Source organism: Stenotrophomonas sp. YJH_SMC_64, assembly GCF_059371375.1.
In genome coordinates this window covers 167,082-186,723 of the sequence record NZ_JCAFUN010000001.1, presented here as the reverse complement: position 1 = coordinate 186,723, position 19,642 = coordinate 167,082, and the positions used below count along the sequence as shown (strand labels likewise).

General features: G+C 63.1%; 16 protein-coding genes. 9 read left to right on the top strand and 7 right to left on the bottom strand.

From position 1 onward, the window contains the following. Positions 1–31 precede the first annotated feature (31 nt). From AC5P9L_RS00785 to AC5P9L_RS00750, 8 genes are all read left to right on the top strand, one after another. A complete protein-coding gene (locus AC5P9L_RS00785) occupies positions 32–1,402 on the top strand; it encodes a pyridoxal-phosphate dependent enzyme (RefSeq protein WP_111189301.1) in 1,371 nt (456 codons plus the stop codon). 123 nt (positions 1,403–1,525) lie between these two features. After that, positions 1,526–2,698, top strand: a complete 1,173-nt coding sequence (locus AC5P9L_RS00780; RefSeq protein WP_100438837.1) for a cystathionine gamma-synthase — start codon at positions 1,526–1,528, stop codon at positions 2,696–2,698. Between the two features lie 40 nt (positions 2,699–2,738). Beyond that, positions 2,739–3,569 carry an ABC transporter permease gene (locus AC5P9L_RS00775; protein WP_100438838.1) on the top strand — a complete coding sequence of 277 codons (831 nt, stop codon included), beginning with the start codon at positions 2,739–2,741 and terminating at the stop codon, positions 3,567–3,569. After that, positions 3,559–4,920: an ABC transporter ATP-binding protein gene (locus tag AC5P9L_RS00770; RefSeq protein ID WP_157803282.1), complete on the top strand. Its 1,362-nt coding sequence runs from the start codon at positions 3,559–3,561 to the stop codon at positions 4,918–4,920. The genes AC5P9L_RS00775 and AC5P9L_RS00770 overlap by 11 nt, the downstream gene beginning before the upstream one ends. Before the next feature lie 27 nt (positions 4,921–4,947). Next, complete coding sequence (locus tag AC5P9L_RS00765; protein ID WP_100438839.1) at positions 4,948–6,081, top strand: class I SAM-dependent methyltransferase; 1,134 nt, start codon at positions 4,948–4,950, stop codon at positions 6,079–6,081. Between the two features lie 35 nt (positions 6,082–6,116). Then, a complete protein-coding gene (locus AC5P9L_RS00760) occupies positions 6,117–7,220 on the top strand; it encodes a glycosyltransferase family protein (protein ID WP_138927653.1) in 1,104 nt (367 codons plus the stop codon). Beyond that, entirely contained in the window at positions 7,217–9,175 is a 1,959-nt protein-coding gene (locus AC5P9L_RS00755; protein ID WP_100438841.1) for a glycosyltransferase family 4 protein, read from the top strand. The genes AC5P9L_RS00760 and AC5P9L_RS00755 overlap by 4 nt, the downstream gene beginning before the upstream one ends. An 84-nt stretch (positions 9,176–9,259) precedes the next feature. Next, the gene (locus AC5P9L_RS00750) at positions 9,260–10,591 is read left to right on the top strand and encodes a glycosyltransferase (protein ID WP_162292029.1); all 1,332 of its coding nucleotides are present in this window, start codon (positions 9,260–9,262) and stop codon (positions 10,589–10,591) included. A 23-nt stretch (positions 10,592–10,614) separates the two neighbouring features. Here AC5P9L_RS00750 and wecB read toward each other — a convergent pair whose 3' ends face one another. From wecB to AC5P9L_RS00715, 7 genes are all read right to left on the bottom strand, one after another. After that, a complete protein-coding gene (gene wecB / locus AC5P9L_RS00745) occupies positions 10,615–11,757 on the bottom strand; it encodes a non-hydrolyzing UDP-N-acetylglucosamine 2-epimerase (RefSeq protein ID WP_315973819.1) in 1,143 nt (380 codons plus the stop codon). A gap of 60 nt (positions 11,758–11,817) precedes the next feature. Next, the gene (locus AC5P9L_RS00740) at positions 11,818–12,756 is read right to left on the bottom strand and encodes an electron transfer flavoprotein subunit alpha/FixB family protein (RefSeq protein ID WP_100438844.1); all 939 of its coding nucleotides are present in this window, start codon (positions 12,754–12,756) and stop codon (positions 11,818–11,820) included. Continuing rightward, positions 12,756–13,502, bottom strand: a complete 747-nt coding sequence (locus AC5P9L_RS00735) for an electron transfer flavoprotein subunit beta/FixA family protein (RefSeq protein ID WP_100438845.1) — start codon at positions 13,500–13,502, stop codon at positions 12,756–12,758. The genes AC5P9L_RS00740 and AC5P9L_RS00735 overlap by 1 nt, the downstream gene beginning before the upstream one ends. Before the next feature lie 194 nt (positions 13,503–13,696). Further along, positions 13,697–15,385 (bottom strand): hypothetical protein, encoded by a 1,689-nt coding sequence (locus tag AC5P9L_RS00730; protein WP_138927654.1) that lies wholly within the window; start codon positions 15,383–15,385, stop codon positions 13,697–13,699. A gap of 95 nt (positions 15,386–15,480) precedes the next feature. Further along, positions 15,481–16,452, bottom strand: coding sequence for an NAD-dependent epimerase/dehydratase family protein (locus AC5P9L_RS00725; protein ID WP_111189303.1), 972 nt, complete (start codon positions 16,450–16,452; stop codon positions 15,481–15,483). A gap of 3 nt (positions 16,453–16,455) precedes the next feature. Further along, on the bottom strand, positions 16,456–16,833 hold the full coding sequence (locus tag AC5P9L_RS00720) for an SMR family transporter (RefSeq protein WP_111111829.1): 378 nt from the start codon (positions 16,831–16,833) through the stop codon (positions 16,456–16,458). A gap of 40 nt (positions 16,834–16,873) precedes the next feature. Next, complete coding sequence (locus AC5P9L_RS00715) at positions 16,874–18,301, bottom strand: UbiA family prenyltransferase (protein ID WP_111189304.1); 1,428 nt, start codon at positions 18,299–18,301, stop codon at positions 16,874–16,876. A 284-nt stretch (positions 18,302–18,585) separates the two neighbouring features. On the opposite strand from AC5P9L_RS00715, the gene rfbB reads away from it, so the two are divergent. After that, a complete protein-coding gene (rfbB, locus tag AC5P9L_RS00710; RefSeq protein ID WP_111111844.1) occupies positions 18,586–19,641 on the top strand; it encodes a dTDP-glucose 4,6-dehydratase in 1,056 nt (351 codons plus the stop codon). Position 19,642 lies beyond the last annotated feature (1 nt).

Sequence of the window (19,642 nt, the reverse complement as noted above, 5' to 3'; positions counted from 1 at the left end):
CCCCCTGCGGCGCGAACCGAAAGTCCTCCGAATGCCCATTCATTCTTCCGTCCTCGAACTCATCGGCCAGACCCCGATCGTCAAGGCCCAGCGCCTGGACACCGGCGTCTGCGAGCTCTACCTGAAGCTCGAAAGCGCCAACCCGGGTGGATCGATCAAGGATCGCATCGGCCTGTCGATGATCGAGGCGGCGGAGCAGCGCGGCGACCTGAAGCCGGGTGCGACCCTGGTCGAGGGTACCGCCGGCAACACCGGGCTGGGCCTGGCCCTGGTCGCGCAGCAGAAGGGTTACAAGCTGATCCTGGTCGTTCCCGACAAGATGAGCCGCGAGAAGATCTTCAACCTGAAGGCGATGGGCGCCGAAGTACGCTTGACCCGCTCGGACGTGGCCAAGGGCCATCCGGAGTACTACCAGGACCTGGCCAAGACCATCGCCGAGCAGACCCCGGGCGCCTACTTCATCAACCAGTTCGGCAACCCGGACAACCCGGCCGCGCATGAATTCGGTACCGGCCCGGAAATCCTGGAGCAGATGGGCGGCGACCTCGACGCCATCGTGTTCGGCTGTGGCAGCTCCGGCACCATGACCGGCCTGTCGCGCGCCTTCGCCAAGCTGTCGCCGAAGACCGAGCTGGTGCTGGCCGATCCGGTCGGCTCGATCCTGGCCGAGTACATCAACGACGGCAATCTGAACGACAAGTCGGGCAGCTGGCTGGTGGAGGGCATCGGCGAGGACTTCCTGCCGTCGATCTCCGACTTCAGCCGCGTGAAGAAGGTCTATGCCATCAGCGATGCCGAGAGCTTCCACACCGCGCGCGAACTGCTGGGCAAGGAAGGCATCCTGGGCGGTTCGTCCACCGGCACGCTGCTGGCCGCCGGCCTGAAGTACTGCAAGGAGCAGACCACGCCGAAGAAGGTGCTGGTGCTGGTGCCGGATACCGGCAACAAGTACCTGTCGAAGATGTACAACGACTACTGGATGCTGGACAACGGCTTCCTGCAGCGCCCGCAGCACGGCGACCTGCGCGACCTGATCCTGCGCCCGTACGGCCAGCGCGACACTGTCGTGATCGGACCGAACGACCTGCTGACCACCGCTTACCAGCGCATGAAGCTGTACGACGTGTCGCAGCTGCCGGTGATGGACGGTGACCAGCTGGTCGGCATCGTCGACGAAAGCGACGTGCTGCTGCACGTCTATGGTGACGAAGCACGCTTCCGCGACACCGTTGCCACGGCGATGGTCAGCAAGCTGGACCGGCTGGACGTGAAGTCGCCGATCGAGGCGCTGCTGCCGGTGTTCGACCGCGGCCAGGTGGCGATCGTGATGGACGGCAATGCCTTCCTGGGCCTGATCACCCGTATCGACCTGCTGAACTATCTGCGCCGTCGCGTGCAGTAAGCCGCCGATCGCAGACGTTCGCTGCTGAATCCCGGTTTATCCGCGTCAAAGGTCGTTAAGGCCGCGCTGGTAGACTTCCGCACCTTCGACGGCGCCGAGCTTCGGCGCCCATCAGGAAAGAACATGTCCAACGCTACTTCCCAGGATCGCGCCCTCGCCCTGGCCACGCTGGCCATCCACGGCGGCCAGTCGCCCGACCCCAGCACCGGCGCGGTGATGCCGCCGATCTACGCCACCTCGACCTATGCGCAGTCCAGCCCGGGTGAGCACCAGGGTTTCGAGTACTCGCGTACCCACAACCCGACCCGCTTCGCCTACGAGCGCTGCGTGGCATCGCTGGAAGGTGGCACCCGCGGCTTCGCCTTCGCCTCGGGCATGGCGGCCAGCTCGACCGTGATCGAGCTGCTGGACGCTGGCAGCCACGTGGTGGCGATGGATGACATCTACGGCGGCAGCTTCCGCCTGTTCGAGCGCGTGCGCCGCCGCACCGCCGGACTGGATTTCAGCTTCGTCGACCTGACCGACCTGGCTGCGTTTGAAGCGTCCATCACGTCGAAGACGAAGATGGTGTGGATCGAGACCCCGACCAACCCGATGCTGAAGATCGTGGACATCGCCGCGGTCGCCGCCATCGCCAAGCGCCATGGCCTGATCGTGGTGGTCGACAACACCTTCGCCTCGCCGATGCTGCAGCGTCCGCTGGAACTGGGCGCGGACCTGGTGCTGCATTCGGCCACCAAGTACCTCAACGGCCACTCGGACATGGTCGGTGGCATGGTGGTGGTTGGCGACAACGCCGAACTGGCCGAGCAGATGGCCTTCCTGCAGAACTCGGTGGGTGGCGTGCAGGGCCCGTTCGACAGCTTCCTGGCCCTGCGTGGCCTGAAGACCCTGCCGCTGCGCATGAAGGCGCACTGCGCCAACGCGCTGGCGCTGGCCCAGTGGCTGGAAAAGCACCCGGCGGTGGAGAAGGTGATCTACCCGGGCCTGCCCTCGCACCCGCAGCATGAGCTGGCCGGCAAGCAGATGGCTGGTTACGGCGGCATCGTCTCGATCGTGCTGAAGGGCGGGTTCGAGGCGGCCAAGCGCTTCTGCGAGAAGACCGAGCTGTTCACCCTGGCCGAGTCGCTGGGCGGCGTGGAAAGCCTGGTCAACCACCCGGCGGTGATGACGCACGCGTCGATCCCGGTTGCGCGCCGTGAGCAGCTGGGCATCAGCGATGCGCTGGTGCGGCTGAGCGTGGGTGTTGAGGATCTGGGGGATCTGCAGGTGGATCTGGAGCGGGCGCTGGGTTGATGCAAGATATCTCCTTGACTATGCAGATCGGGTGCCGCTGATGAGTGGGCGTATTGGAAAGCTGCTGCATACGCTTGTGCTGGGTCCGTGGGCCCAGCTATGGCGGAACAAGACGTTCACCCTTTCGCTGGTAAGGCGCGAAATTGAAGGGCGTTACCGCGGGGCCTATGGCGGCCTGCTGTGGTACATCATCAATAACCTGATGTTGCTGACCATCTACAGCTTCGTGTTCGGGACGATCTTCAAGGCACGCTGGAACATCCCCGGTGCGGAGGGCAATTTCTCGGTGCCGCTGTTCCTGGGCATGATCATGTTCAACGTGTTTGCCGAGTGCATTTCGCGGGCGCCGATCTCGATCACTGGCAATGCGAACTATGTAAAGCGGGTGGTGTTCCCGCTGGAAGTGCTGCCGGTCGTCAACATGGGGGCCGCGCTGTTCAACTTCATGGTGGGTGTGGTGGTACTGGCGTGCCTGGCGTTCGTGCTCGGCGCACACATCCATTGGCAGATCGTCTGGCTTCCCGTCCTGCTGATTCCGGTAGTGCTGCTGGTACTGGGGCTGTCCTGGTTCCTGGCGGCCATTGGCGTGTATGTGCGTGACGTAACCCATATCGTCGGCTTCGTGGTCATCAGCACGATGTTCATGTCGCCGATCTTCTTCCCGGGCAGCGCTTTCCCGGAGAAGTTCAAGTCGTGGATGCTGGCCAATCCGATGACCTTCCCGATCGAGGCGGGCCGGGCAGCCGCGCTGCAAGGGCAGGCCCCCGACCTGTTGATCCTGGGCATCATGAGCCTGGTCGGGCTGGTCGTGGCGCATCTGGGGTACACGTTGTTCCAGGCCACCAGAAAGGGGTTTGCCGATGTCCTTTGACAGTGTCTTCGAGCACGATCCCGCGCACGAGATCAAGCGCATCATCCCGCCGGAAGAAGTGGTCATTGCCGCGCACGATCTGGGCAAGGCCTACGCGATGTACGCCAAGCCCTCGGATCGCCTGAAGGAAATGTTCATGCCGCCGCTCAGGCGCGTGCTGGGCATGAATGAGGTGGCTTATCACCGCGAGTTCTGGGCGCTGCGTGGCCTTTCCTTCGAGGTCGGCAAGGGCGAGACCGTCGGCATCATCGGCCGTAATGGTTCGGGCAAGTCGACCCTGCTCCAGCTCATCTGCGGCACCCTGCAGCCCACCGAGGGCTCGGTGCGGACCAAGGGGCGGGTTGCCGCGCTGCTGGAGCTGGGCGCGGGTTTCAATCCCGAGTTCACCGGGCGCGAGAACCTGTTGCTGAATGGGCAGGTGCTGGGCTTGACCCGGAGTGAGATCGATCAGCGATTCGACGAGATCGTCGGATTCGCCGACATCGGGGAGTTCCTTGACCAGCCGGTCAAGACGTACTCCAGTGGCATGTACGTCCGCCTGGGCTTCTCGGTTGCCATCCATACCAGCCCTGAACTGTTGATCATCGACGAAGCACTTGCCGTGGGTGATGCGAAGTTCAATGCCAAGTGCATGGCACGCATCAAGAAGCTCCGCGAGTCCGGTCTTTCGATTCTGTTCGTCTCCCACGATGTTGGCGCGGTGCGCTCGCTGTGTGATCGCAGCATCTGGCTGGACAAGGGGCGCCCGCGCATGTCCGGCTCGGTGTTCGCGGTCACCGCGCAGTACATGCAGAACCTGTTCGAGGAGGATTCGGCACGCCTGGAACACGAGCGCGAAGAGGCGGTGGCCAACGCGACCCAGGAAATCGCCGATGACAAGGCGCAGGAACAGCTGCGCGCGCGCAAGCCGGTCAACCACTGGGGCAGCCATGTCGGCTCCATCCTTGCGGTGGAAACCGAAGCGGTCGATGGCCAGCGTCGCAACATGTTCTTCACCGGCGAGAAGCTGTGCATCCGCATCAAGGCCAGGATTCCGCCATCGGCGAATCGGGAGTGCCTCAGCATGGCGTTCTCGCTAAAGGACATGGCCGGCAGCGATTTGGTGGTGGGTACCACATGGGATTCGCCGCGGCTGCGCCTCGATACGCAGGGCGATACCGTGGAAGTTGCATTCACGCTTGACTGCAACCTGCGCGAAGGTGACTACGTGCTGGTTGCAGCGCTGGAAGACCGTTCCTCCGACAGCATCCAGTACTTCGAGTACATCGAAGGTGCGCAGTATTTGAAGATATTCATGAAGGAGTTCCGCTACGGTACCTTCATTGTGCCCATCGAGAAGAAGGTGCTTTGATTTCATGAAGATCACGGGAAATCCGCTATGACAAGCATCGACATCAACGGGCAGGACTACTGGGAATCGCGTTTCCAGCAGGACTGGATCCAGAACGAAGGTCAGAAGCAGAGCCAGTTCTTCGGGATGGTTGCCTGCCGCCTGTTGCCGGCCTGGTTCGTGGATGACGTGAAGCACAACGGCCTGGGTCTGTGCGACTGGGGTTGTGCGATGGGTGACGGCACGCAGGTGATCAAGTCCGAGTTGGGACTTGATCAGGTGGCCGGCCTGGATTTCTCTGCGTCCGCCATCGAGCAGGCACGCCGCAACTATCCACAGATCGCATTCGCCACTGACGATCTCCTGGCGGAAGGGGTGGACCTCGGCTACGACGTGATCTTCTCCTCCAATACGCTCGAGCATTTCCACGAACCGTGGGACGCGGCAGCCAAGCTGACCGCTCATGCCCGCGAGTATTTCGTCATGCTGGTTCCGTTCCAGGAGTCGCTTGAAGAGCGCCACGAGGAACACTTCTACAGTTTCCACTGGCACAACCTGCAGCGCGATCTTCCCAATGGCTTCCGCCTGGTCCACGTGGGCGTCATCGATGTCGGGCTGCTGCCGGATCCGCAGTACAGTGGCAAACAGCTGCTGGCGATCTATGCATCCGAATCGGCGGCGCAGCGTGTCATGCCTGGGCTGGTGGAGCAGGGGCTGGATCTGCTGGGGTGCTATGGCCATGTGCATGATCGTCTTGCGTCTGTTGCGATAGAGCTGGAGGCCACCATCCGGCAGCGCAACGAACTGGGCGCGAAGCTGGATGATGCGCTGCGGCAAGGTGACGCGATCCGGGCGGATGTGGAGCGCCTCGCGGCCGAGCAGGCACGCCAGCTGAACCTCATCGCGGGCCTGGAGCAGGGGCGCAGTGAACTCCGCGATCGGGTGCTGGAGGTGGAGACGCAGCTGAGCAACGCACAGACCGCGGAGCATCAGGCCACATTGCGCGCGGAGGCGGGTGAACGCCGGCATTCCGAGGCTGAGCGCCGGCACACCGAGGCAGAGAAGGCGTTGCAGAACCTGCAGAAGGAGAACGAGGAGATTGCTCGTCGCCTAGAGCAGGTTTACGCCTCCCACTCCTGGCGCCTTACCGCACCCTTCCGTTCAATCCGTCGCCTTTTCTGACGCCGATAAGAAGTAAATCAAAGGAATTTCAGTAGATGGCCAAGAAGCGCCAATTGACCATAGTCTCGCCGTATCCCGCAAATGATCGTTACATGGACGGCTGGATGAGCCGTATCAAGACCATTGACGGCGTGTTCGAAGACTATCCGCGCACCTACATTGACTTCCAGGAATGGTACCCGGCTGCGCAGGAGCCGGAAGTGGTGTACGCGGACGAGCTGATCAAGGCGTATCGGGTCAATCCCCATTCCAAGGCCCATTCCGACTTCGTGGCACGCATCTTCGATGCGGCGGATTTCGTCTACATCCACACGATGCATCAGTGCGAGTACATGCTTCCGCACTTTGACGCGTCCAAGATGTACGTGGACATCCACGGCGTGGTTCCGGAGGAAGAACTGATGCTCGGTTCGCCCGAGCGTTCGCGGATCTTCGCAGAGGTCGAACGGCAGATCATCTCCAAGCTCAAGCATGCTTCGGTTGTGACGCTGGCCATGAAGGAGCACTTCCTGGCCAAGTACCCTGACGCTGCAAACGTCGATTTCATCCACGTTCCGGTCTTCGACTTCGGCTCGCTTGGCCAGTCGGTGCAGCGCGTGGCTGCGTCGCGCATCGCGCGGCGGCAGAACGGGCGGCCGACCGCTGTCTATGCCGGTGGTGCCCAGGTCTGGCAGCGGGTGGACGAGATGGCCGACATCATGGCCGCCGCACCGTTCTGCAATTACGAGATCTACTCCCACGATGTGGAAGCATTTGCCCCGAAGCTTTCCAGCCGCGGCATCCCGGTGGAGGTTTTCAAGGGCTACGCCAGTAAGGAAAAGCTGGAGCAGGTCTATCGGTACTCGAACTTTGGATTCGCCCTGCGTGAAGCCTGTACGGTGAATCGCGTGGCGTCGCCGACAAAGCTGTGTGACTACTTCGCGCATGGCGTGCTTCCTGTGGTTGATTTCCACCTGATCGGCGATTTCGACGCCTATGGTTACGCCTATGTCGATCATGCCGATTTCCGGGAGGGCTACATTCCCGACCTGCAGACGCAGGACTGGATGATCGACAGGAACCTTGGATGCCTGGAGACGATGTATTCAGATTTTAGGAAGGGAATCACGGCAGTCAAGGATCTGGTGGAAACGGTATGAATCCAATCATCGGCAACAATCAGGCAGCGCATCTGGTCGACATTTCCACAATGCTCGATGCCGTGCTCGGCTGGGCGTCCGACAAAGTGGGCGGCCCGGTTGAGGGCTACAGCACGGATCTGCTCGGCAGTGACCTGACCCGCCTGGCTGCGCATTCGGCACGCCGTATCGGTTGGGCCCCTTCCCGTGAGCCGGGTCGCCTGGATATCGCGCTGATCGACGGTACCGAGCCGGGGGCCTCGCAGGACAACGGCGCAACGCCTGCGGCCGAAAACCGCCTGCATGTGTTCTTTGCCTTCCCGGGCATGTCCGGCCACAAGTCGGACGAATTGCTGGCCGGCTACTCGCAGCTGTTCAAGGCCGAGATGGTTGCGGCGACCTGCCTGGAGGCACCTGAAGGTGCCGCGATGGTGCTGGCAGTGATCACCTCGTCGCGTGCGGTGTCGTCCGCGGAATCCTGGTGGGAGTTCGCAGACGCACTCAACACCTTCGGCTCGTTCAAGCTTTCCGACATGTCGCGCAAGCTGCAGTCGGCCTCGGCCGGCCTGAAGCACGCCGCCCTGCTGGCCGACGAAATGGTCAACGAAATCGCGACGCTGGCAGTCGAGCGTACCCGTGACCGGCATTCGCTGTGGCGCATCGCCCGCAATCTGCGCCAGGAAGTGCTGGAGCATCGATTCCGCAAGCTGGAACGACCGGTGGTTACGCCGCGCGAGGGTTACTTCCGCAGTGCTGCCGGCCGACTGCTCAAGAATGCAGGCATGATCCAGGCCAACGCGCATGCCGACAGCAGCGTGCTGCAGTCGCTGGCGGTAAGCGCGGTGCGCACCCGATGCGCATTGCTTGTTGCCGAGGACCATACCTTCGGTGGGCTTGAGCAATGGGTCTGTGATTTCGCACGGCACCTGCGTACCAAGAATTTCGTGCCTTACCTGATTGTGCTGGGATCGCCTTCACTCAACAGCCGCATCGCGCAGCAGTTCCCCGGCGAGCTGGTGTACCTGGATGGGCAATCGGCGCTGCTGGGCGAGACGGTCACGCGCGGGCGCTTCGAGTCGCTGGTGGTCAGCCATGCCTACGATGGCCTGCACACGATCGAACCCGGTTGCAAGGTCGTCGAGGTGCTGCACAACATCTATTTCTGGCAGCTGCAGGATCCGGCGCTCGAGCGCGAGCGTGCTCGCGTCGACGAGTACATTGCCGTTTCGAGCGAAGTGGCCGACTACGCGTGCGTGTACCAGAAGCTGGCGCGTTCGAAGGTGACAACGGTGCCGCACGGCCTGAACGTCGTTGACCTGTATCGTCCGCCGGCAGACTACCTGCGCAGGGCGCGCGGAAAGCGCGATGCGTTCAGGATTCTGTTCGTGGGCAATCTCTATCCGCAGAAGAACGTGATTTGCCTGCTGGAGGCATTTGCCAGGCTCAGGCAGGAGGCGCCGCAGGCGACGCTGCGCATCGCAGGTGCGCTGGCTGAATCGGGGAACGCTGCCAAGGTCGAGGAGACCATTCGCCGGCTGGACCTTGCCGGTTCGGTGGAACTGCTGGGCTCGCTCAAGCGCCGCGAACTGAGCCGTGAGTATTCCCATGCACATCTGTTCGTGCTCCCCTCCCTGTTCGAAGGCTATGGGTTGGTGAACCTGGAGGCAGCCCACTTCGGCCTACCGATGGTACTGTCCAATACCGGCTGCGCAGCCGAACTGTCTGCGGGAACACCGGCTTGCCGGGTTGCCCCCATCGCGGTCACGCACGACAAGCTCAGCCACAAGGAAGTCGCGGAACGCAGCCGCGCGCCGGCCGAGAAGGATGTGTCGGCCTTGTACGGTGAGTTGTCGCATGTCATGCGGAATTACCCAGAGCTGATGGAAGCGGGATTGGCGATGATCGAAGCGCCTCCCTTCAGCACGCTGCAGCAGTCGGGCGATGCGATGCTGGACGTCGTTACGCGGGCGTCCTGAGCAGGTTACGGGTTGGAGCAGGAACAGGACTGCGATCGCATGGGTAGCGTCGGTCAAACCATGACGAACGGTGGCATGCAGGCCATGCGCATCCTGATCTGCGCGCACGACTTCCAGCCCAACCCGTCACCCCAATCACTGCGGGTGACCCAGCTGGCCAGCGGACTGGCCAGTCTTGGGCATGATGTCCATGTCCTGACCCGGGCATGTGGTGCCGGCATGCGACGGATGGAGGACCCACCCGGTCTGCAGGTGCATCGGACCTCGCCGCAGGGCGTCGAGGCTCTGATTGATGTGACGTCGCGCGTACTGGGCCATCTGCGCCGTCTGCGGCGCCAGGACGCGGTTGCGGGAACGCGCCCGTCCCCACAGGTGGCTTCACAGGCCGCGCCGACGGCTGGGACGGCGGCGTTGAACCGGAAGGGGCGCGCGATCGCATGGCTGCGCTCGTTCCTGGATGCGCGGGTTTTCCCGGATGGCCGCTCGCGTTGGATCGGCGGTGCCCTGCGTCATGGCCGGCAACTGATCAGCCAGTGGTCGCCGCAGGTGATCATCGGATCACATGAGCCTGTGGCAGGGCTGTTGTTGGCTTCTGCGCTCTCGCGCGAGTCCGGCATTCCTTTCGTTGCCGAACTTGGTGATCCCGTGCTGACGTCCTATACCCCCGAACGCTGGAGGGCGGCGTCGCTCGAGCTTGAAAGGCGGGTTTGCCACGAGGCGGCCGCTATTGTCGTTACTTCCGAGGCCACCGCGGCCCTGATGCAGGAGCGGCATGGTCCCGGGATCGCGCCGCTCAGCGTGATTCCGCAGGGATTCGCCAGGGTGGAACCGCCGCTGCCCGAGGTTGTCAGGTCGGCCGGCGGGTTGCAGCTGGTCTACACGGGGCGCTTCTATCCGTTCCGCGACCCCATGCCGCTGGTCCGCGCGGTGCTGGCATCGCCCGGCTGCACGCTCACCATCGCTGGCCCTGGTCTGCCACCAGAACTGGCGAAAGCGTGCGCGGAGCATCCGCAGGTCCTGCGATTTGCCGGAAGCCTGGATCATTCCCAGGCCATCGAACTGCAGCGCAGTGCGGATGTCCTGGTCAACATCGGCAACGCAGGCATGACCCAGATCCCGGGCAAGCTGCTGGAATACCTGGGTTCGGGCCGGCCGGTACTGCATCTGCAGCCGGATGCCGCCGATCCGGCGGCCGCCATCATCGGCAGGGAGCGTTGCGGGTTTCTGGCCGCCAATGAGGTTGCTGCGATCAGCGCACTTCTGCACGAACTACTGCAGCGCAAGCAGCAAGGGCGGCTGGATGAAGGCCTGCGCCTGGGGCAGGATGCTTTCGCCGAGTATCGTTGGGATCGCCTGGCTGAGCGCCTGGCCGCGGTCTGTCGTGATGCGGCGATGGCGGGTCAACGACAAGCCTAGCTTGCCGTTGCCCGCGCATCGGGTCAGGCCGGCATCGCCTCGCCCTGGATCAAGGCAGCGATGCGTGCAGCGGCCTTGCCATCACCATACGGATTATGGGCATGTGCCATTGACTGGTAGGCGGCTTCGTCGTCGAGCAGGCGGGTGGCCTCAGCCACGATCCTGCCAGCATCGGTGCCAACCAGCAGTACGGTGCCTGCGCCCACCGCTTCAGGGCGCTCGGTGGTATCGCGCATTACCAGCACCGGCTTGCCCAGTGACGGGGCTTCTTCCTGCACGCCACCGGAGTCGGTGATGATCAACGTCGCCTGGGTCATCAGGTAGACGAACGGCAGGTAATCCTGCGGCTCGATCAGGACCACGCCCGGGGCATCGGCGAGGATCCGGTTGACCGGTCCCTGCACGTTGGGGTTGAGGTGGACCGGATAGACGATCTGCGTATCGCCGCGCGCGGCCAGGGCCTTCAGTGCTTCGCAGATGCTCTCGAAGCCGCTGCCGAAGTTTTCACGGCGATGGCCGGTCACCAGTACCAGCCGCTTGGAAGCATCAAGGAACGGGAAACGGGCCCGCATCGATTCAATCAGCGCGGTGTCGTGCTTCAGCTTGTCGGCGACGTTGAGCAGGGCATCAATCACGGTGTTGCCGGTGACGTGGATGTCATCGCTAGACGTACCTTCAGCCAGCAGGTTGTCGCGCGAGCGGGTGGTCGGCGCGAAGTGCAGGCGGGTCAGCGGCCCGGTCAGGCGGCGGTTGGCCTCTTCAGGCCACGGCGCGTAAATGTCACCGGTGCGCAGTCCTGCTTCCACATGGCCGACGGCCACGCGGTTGTAGAACGCGGCCAGCGCACTGGCCAGCGTGGTGCTGGTATCGCCATGCACCAGCACCAGGTCCGGCTTGTGCTCGGCGATGACGGCGGTCATGCCGGTCAGGATCTTGGCGAACAGGCCTGCCAGCGTCTGGCCAGGTTCCATCACATTGAGGTCGACATCCGGCGTGATACCGAACAGGTCCATGACCTGGTCGAGCATCTGTCGATGCTGCGCGGTAACCGCAACGATCGTCTCGATCTCAGGCCGGGCCTTCAGGGCTTCCACCACCGGGGCCATCTTGATGGCTTCCGGACGGGTGCCGAAGACAACCATTACCTTCTTGTAGGGAGTACTCACGATTGCCTGCTTGAATTCAAAGGGACTGTGCCGCTGGCCGGAGCCAGCGGCAGGTACACGTCAGAGCGCCGCTTCCAGCTCCGGCAGGATTGCAAACAGATCACCCACCAGACCGATATCGGCAATCTCGAAGATCGGCGCATCGCCGTCCTTGTTGATGGCCACGATGGTGCCGGCATCCTTGATGCCGGTCAGGTGCTGGATCGCGCCGCTGATACCCACGGCCACGTACAGTTCCGGCGCGATGATCTTACCGGTCTGGCCAACCTGCAGGTCGCTGGGCACATAGCCGGCATCAACCGCGGCACGCGAAGCGCCGACGGCGGCACCGAGCTTGTCGGCCAGCTGGAAGATAACCTTGAAGTTCTCTTCCGAACCGACACCACGACCACCGGAGACCACGCGCTTGGCGCTCTGCAGGTCCGGGCGGTCGCTGGCACCGGCGGCCAGGCCGATGAAGCGGGTATGGGTCGGCAGGGCAGCATCGACGCTGGCCGCTTCAATGGCGGCACTGCCGCCCTGGGCGGCTTCCGGCCACGACGCGGCGCGCACGGTGGCGACCACGATCTGGTCAGCCGGGGCTTCTACAGTGATGATTGCGTTGCCAGCGTAGATCGGGCGCTTGAAGGTGTGGCTGCCTTCGACGGTCATCAGGTCGGAGACCTGGTTGACGCCTAGCAGCGCGGCAACGCACGGCATCAGGTCCTTGCCGAAGGTGGTCGACGGTCCGAACACGTGGGTGTAGCCCTTGGCCAGCTGCGCGATCTGCGGCGCGAGCACCTGGGCGATGGCCTGCGCGTTGGCGGCATTGGCCACGGTCAGGACCTTGGCGACGCCAGCGATCTTCGCGGCCTCGGCGGCGACCGCAGCCGGATCGGCGGCCAGCACCACCACATCGATGCTGGCACCGCTGATGGCGACAGCGGCGCTGATGGTCTTGGCGGTGGCGGCGTTGAGCTTGCCGTCGTGGTGCTCGGCGATGACGAGAATCTTGCTCATTACAGCAACCCCTTCTGCTTGAGTGCAGCAACCAGTTCGGCCGCGTCCTTGACCATCACGCCCTTGCTGCGCTTGGACGGCGCGGCGTAGTGGGTGGTCTTGAAGGTATCGGCGGCTTCAACGCCGAGGTCGGCCAGCTGCAGCGTTTCCAGCGGCTTGGCCTTGGCCTTCATGATGTCCGGCAGCTTGATGAAGCGCGGTTCGTTCAGGCGCAGGTCGGTGGTGACCACGGCCGGCAGGTCCACTTCCAGCGTTTCCAGGCCGGCGTCGACTTCGCGGGTCACCGTGGCCTTGCCGCCGGCGATCTCGAGCTTGCTGGCGAAGGTCGCCTGCGGGCGGCCCCACAGCGTGGCCAGCATCTGGCCGGTCTGGTTGGCGTCGTCGTCGATGGCCTGCTTGCCGAGGATCACCAGGTCCGGCTGTTCCTTCTCGATCAGCTTGAGCAGGGTGCGTGCGGCGGTCAGCGGCTGGATGGCCTGGTCGGTGACGACGTGGATGGCGCGATTGGCGCCCATGGCCAGGCCGTTGCGCAGGTGCGCCTGGGCATCGGCGGGGGCAATGGTGGCAACCACGACTTCGCTGGCGATGCCCTTGTCGCGCAGGCGCAGGGCTTCTTCCAGGGCGATTTCATCGAAGGGGTTGGGGGACAGCTTGACGCCGTCGGTGACCACGCCGGAACCGTCCGGCTTGACCTGAATGCGGACGTTGTAGTCCACCACGCGCTTGTACGCGACGAGGATTTTCATCTGGTACGGGGTCCTTCACTAAACAGGGAGAACATCCGGTCCTGGAACAGCAACCGGTTCGGGGGTGGGACCCCGATTCTAGCTGGCTTGGGGTGACCATGCGAATGCGTATGGTGGCGCCCGCCCGGCAGGTGTTCGATTCGATCAGCGCCAAGGGTTCCATGTACCTGGCGCCGGGTCGTCCAGACCGCTGTTTATCTGCAGAGCTTGGAGAAGCCGATCCAGTCGCCGATCTGCTGCGGACCTTCACATGCCGTGTTGTCCATTCCAGAGACCTGATACTCGACATCCTTTATGCCGAGGACGTGCTGCGTGTGATAAAGGGTGGAGAAACCAAAGAACTGCGGAGCCGCGACAATGACGTGCTCGCCCTGCTGGTATTGCGCACTGATGGCCCGGTTGGCCTGCATTGCGGGACGAAGGGCGAAATCACTGGTGTACTGCGCCACGCCGGCAAAGACCAGGACGGCGTTAACCACCATCACCAGGCTGGCAAGCGAAGATGCAACGCGGACTCCCCTGATCGTAGATCCTGAACAGACGAGCAGTACAAGTATCAGGGCGAGGTACAGGAACGGGACATAGCGAGCCCACCAGGGCGCTGCATGCGCGATGGCCATGACCACCAGATACGCTACGGCGGCCAGCAGGTACCAGTGATTGATACACTGGCGGCGATTGCGCCGTTCCAGCACCAGTGCAAGAACAATTGCCACTGCGGCGATCATCAGGGCAAGTGAGAACAAGGGGCCGAATCCGGCGAATCGCGGATCCGGTGCACCCGATTGTTTGATCTCGTCCATGGCGAAGGTGCCTGGAATCTTCATGCCCGGGAACGTAGTGGCGTTTGACGTGTGGGCGAGCAGTGATTCTGCAAGTGTCCGGATCCGCGGCTTCTCAAGCACCGATGCCTCGGCCTGTCCACGCAGAACGATATCCGTACCCGTAACCGGGTAGCCGATATCCAGGTCCGAGGCGATGTGGTTGAGGTAGGGGTGGGACAGTGCAATGGCTCCCAGCAGGGACCAGGTCGCAATCTCTTTCAGGCCCGGTCGGCGTACCACCAGGAATGGAAGCGCAAGCATCGCTGCGTACAGGGCACCGGTGAACTTCACGCCGGCAAGAATGATCAGGCTGCACCAGACGATCACGTTGACGGCAGGACTTCGATCGCGATCAAGGATGCAAAGCGTTGTGAGCGCAATGACCGAATACGTGCAGCCATCCACATAGTTTGTGGGCAGCTGACCGACGATTGGCTGGCATGCCACCGCAAGCAGCGCGAGAACTTCCACCTGCCAGCGGTTCGGCAGGTACTGCCTGAAGACAGTGCGCGCATATACGAACAGGGCGATCGCAAGAAGCAGGTTCAATGCCTTGCCGGACTCCCATCCAAATCCGTAGTCCATCAAGGCTGCACTGAACAGCCAGGACAGGTTCGGGTAGTGGCTGACCCACATGGCGTTCGGATTGCCGTCCCATACGCTGGACGAATAGTAGATCTCGCTTCGCGTAGCGGCCCAGTCGGAAAACTCAGGGAAAAGCCACGGATTCCAGCCATCGTGCAGCGCGACAATGGCGACCTTGTGGTACATGTTGCCGTCCCATGTCGAGTCCGGCACGATGTTCAAAAGCAGTGCGGACAGGGAAAGGACCAGCAATGCCTTGACCGCAGGGGCGGCCCAGGCCAGACCAATGCGGGGTGCAAGAACAAGGACCGCCAGGATGGGCAGTATGTAGGTAGCTGCCTTTACGCCGCTGTAGGCGGCGAGCGCTTTCGAAACGGCCAGCAGGACAACCAGTCCAACAGCACAGGCGACGAACCTGCGCGCAGCCTGGCCGTCGGGCAGGAGGGCATCGGAAGAAGAGGGACGACTTTCCATGTGCATTGGATGTGGGTTGATTCAGTAGGTCAGCGAGACCGGGCAAGACAGGTCATGTCGAAGAATCCAGGGCCGGGGCCGAAGTATTTTCGGGATCAGCGGGACTTGCTGTAGTGCTCGTAGGCCGCCACCAGCATGTCTTCGTCATTCTTGGTCGGCGCCCACTGCAGCGTGGATTCGGTCGGTGCGATATCGACCACGTAGTTGATGTCGGCGATCTGGTACTGCTCGCGGTGCAGCAGCGGCTTGCCCAGCTTCTCCAACAGCGAGAGCGTCAGCTTGAGCGGACCGGCAGGCACCGGAATGACCATGGAATGCGAACCAATGCGCCGGATCGTGTTGCGCAGCAGCTCGCGCACCACCGGAGCCGGGCCCGAGCCCAGGCTCAGAGCGACGGCGGGCAGATCGTGCGCCACCGACAGCTGGATGGCGTTGACGACATCTTCCACGGCGATCATCTGGTAGCGGTTTCGGCCGCTGCCGATGGTCGGGATGGGGAGATTCAGGTCCATCAGCTTGAACAGCTTGGTCAGGATGCCGAATCGACCCGGGCCGACGATCATTCTCGGGCGAAGGATGGTGATCCTGAAACCGCGGCCACGGGCCTGTTCGCACAGCTGTTCGGACGCCGCCTTGCTGCGCCCGTAGGGCCCCAGCGGATTCTTGGCGTGATCCGGCGGGACCGGCAGCTTCTGCGGCAGGCCGTAGACCATGTCCGTGCTGGTATAGACCAGCCGTGGCGTCGCCAGCTGCGACATCCATTCGAGCACGTTGGCGGTGCCGCCAACATTGACTTCGGCGAACCACGCATCCTGGTTGTGGTGTGGCACGTCGTTGTGGAACTGGCGCGCCGCCAGGTGATAGACGATATCGCCCTCGGCCAGGGCCACCTGCTGCAGCGCACCGGGGACCACGATGTCGATGCAGTGATAGTCCACTCGTCCCGAGAACTCGGTGGGAAGGACGGCGATGTCGATGATCGTAACCTGCTGGTTCTGCGACAGCAGCGAACGCACCAGGTAGGTGCCGGTGAAACCACTGCCACCAATGACGATGTGACGGGCCATTGTTCAACCTCCCTTCGCGACGAGAACGACACCGACGCAGATCAGTGCGACCCCCGCGAGCTTCATGATGCTCACCGGTTCGCGGAACCAGAAATAGGCGGCAGCAACGACGATGACGTAGCCGACACTCAGGAACGGGTAAGCGAAACTCACCTGGACCTTGGACAGCACGTACATCCACAGCACGATGCTGACTGCATAGCAGGACAGGCCGGCGAACACCCAGGGATTGAAGATCACGCGCAGGCCGCTGGCGAGCAGCGGGAACATGCCATCAGACGTTACCAGCGCAACCTGGGGCATGCCCTGGCGCAAGAACAGCTGTGCACTGGCGTTCAGCGCGACGGAGAACAGGATCAAGGGAATGAAGGCGGTATACATGTGATTCCAGGGACTCTGGCAGGAAGGGGGCAGTCAGTGGCTACCACTGGAACGTCGCGCAGCCAACAATGACCAGCGCGAGCAGGGCGATGGCCTGGCTGACGCGGTCGCGCGCAGCGAAGACAATCGGATCGTCATGCATGTTGCCGCGGTGGGCGATGATCCAGGCACGGCTGATCCAGTACAGCAGGACCGGGCACAGCAGCCATAGTATTTTCGGCTGCTGGTAGAGGGCCAGGCTCTCCGGGCTGTTGATGTACAGCGCGAACACCAGCACGCCGATGTAGCCGGCGGCGGCACCGAAGGACTGGATCAGCGGCAGGTCGCCGACGGCATAGCCACGGCCGCTGGCCTTGGTCTTGCCGGCCGAGACCACAGCCTCCAGCTCGGTGTAGCGCTTGAGCAGGGCCAGGCTCAGGAAAATGAACATGGAGAATGCAAGCAGCCAGAACGACAGCTCCACGTCGATCGCTACAGCTCCCCCGATGATGCGCACCGTGTACAGGGCCGCGAGCACGACGACATCGATCATGACCATGCGCTTGAGCACGAACGAATAGGCCAGGGTCATGACGTAGTAGCCGAACAGCACCAGGGCGAAGGCCGGGCTGGTCCACAGGGCCAGCGCGAACCCGACCAGGGTCAGCAACGGCGCTGCCAGCAGGCCGTGCAGCAGCGGCAGGTTACCGGCGGCGAACGGGCGCTTGCGCTTGCGCGCATGCTGCCGGTCCGGGGCCAGGTCCAGCAGGTCATTGAGCAGGTACACACCCGATGCGCACAGTCCGAACGCAATGAATGCGGTGGCCGCATCCAGCACTGCGGGTAGATCAAAGAAGCGATGGGCGGTCAGCAGCGGAACCAGGACCAGCAGGTTCTTGGCCCACTGATAGATGCGCAGTGCCTTGATCCAGGTGCGGATGCCACCGCCACGGGCCGGCCAATGCGCATGCACGGCAGTCTGCCGGGCTGCGCTGGCGGCGAGCCCGGCGCTGGCGTTGACCACGTAGGCGCCTCCGGCGTGCTTCCAGACCTGCAGGTCCACGCTGGCATTGCCCATGTAATCGTACTGACCCGCACCGAAGCGCGCATTGAGCGCTTCCGCTTTGTGGTGACCGGCGAGGTTGCGCTGACCATCGCTGGCCATGACTTCGTCGAATATCCCCAGATGGGTGGCAATGGCGTTGACCAGGCTGCTGTCAGACGCCGAGCAGAGGACGCGGGGCCTCTGTTCGGTCGTTTTCAGCAACTCCAGCACCCGCTCGTCGTAGGGCAGGAATTCAACCGGCAGCCTGACCCGTGAGGCAATCTCATGTTTCAGCGCGGCCTTGCCACGCAGCAGCCATAGCGGCAGCAGGAAGACATACAGGGGATTGCTGGCCAGCAGGGTCAGCAGGGATTCGTACAGCAGATCCGATCGCAGCAGGGTGCCATCCAGGTCCACACAGAGTGCGCGATCAGTTCGTTGCATGCGTTTTCCGTCGATATCCTTGTGGTTGGAGATGCTGAATCCGAAGGGCAGCCTGAATTCCGGGCCAGAGTATAGCCACTGGCGTCCAATTGGGCATGGTGGTGCCTGCGGGTGGCCCGGCGGTCAAGAGGGGGGCCGGCAGCTGTTCCGGCGGGGCCACCTGGTCGTCGCCGGCTCGTCGCACTGTGCACAGTCATGCCGGATCGGGCATGAGGACGGTATCCTCAGTACTTTGATGTGCCATCCCGTCAGGGAGCACGTCCCCTGAACCTGGAGATTGGATGGTGCCTACCTGGCTCGTCACCGGCGGTGCCGGTTTCATCGGCGGCAATTTCGTCCTTGAGGCGGTTGCCCGAGGCGTGAAGATCGTCAACCTCGACATCCTGTCCTATGCCGGCAACCTGAAGACCCTGTCCAGCCTGGACGGTGATTCCAACCATGTGTTCGTGCAGGGCGACATCGGTGACCAGGCCCAGGTCGCCCGGCTGTTGGCCGAACACCAGCCGGAGGCGGTGCTGAACTTCGCGGCCGAGAGCCACGTGGATCGCTCGATCGATGGTCCGGGTGCCTTCATCCAGACCAATGTGGTCGGCACCTTGGGCCTTCTGGAGGCGGTGCGCGACCATTGGAAAGCGCTCCCGGCCGAGCAGGGCGCGGCGTTCCGCTTTCTGCACGTGTCCACTGACGAGGTGTACGGCACCCTCGGTGAGACCGGCAAGTTCAGCGAAACCTCGACCTATGCGCCGAATTCGCCGTACTCGGCGTCCAAGGCGGCTTCCGACCATCTGGTGCGGGCCTTCCACCACACCTACGGGCTGCCGGTGCTGACCACCCACTGTTCCAACAACTATGGCCCGTACCACTTCCCCGAGAAGCTGATCCCGCTGGTGATCGCCAGGGCGCTGGCCGGCGAGCCGCTGCCCGTGTACGGCGATGGCAGGCAGGTGCGCGACTGGCTGTTCGTGTCCGACCACTGCGAAGCGATCCGTACCGTGCTGGCCAAGGGCCAGATTGGCGAGACCTACAATGTCGGCGGCAACTCGGAAAAGCAGAACATCGAAGTGGTGCAGGCCATCTGCGCACTGCTGGACCAGCGCCGCCCGCGTGCGGACGGCCAGCCGCGCAGCAGCCAGATCACCCATGTGGCCGACCGCCCCGGACATGACCGCCGCTATGCGATCGATGCCTCCAAGCTGAAGAACGAACTGGGCTGGGAGCCGGCCTATACCTTCGAGCAGGGCATCAGCCGCACCGTGGACTGGTACCTGGACAACCAGGCGTGGGTCAACAGCGTGCTCGATGGCAGCTATCGCCTGCAGCGCATCGGTACCGCGGCCTGAG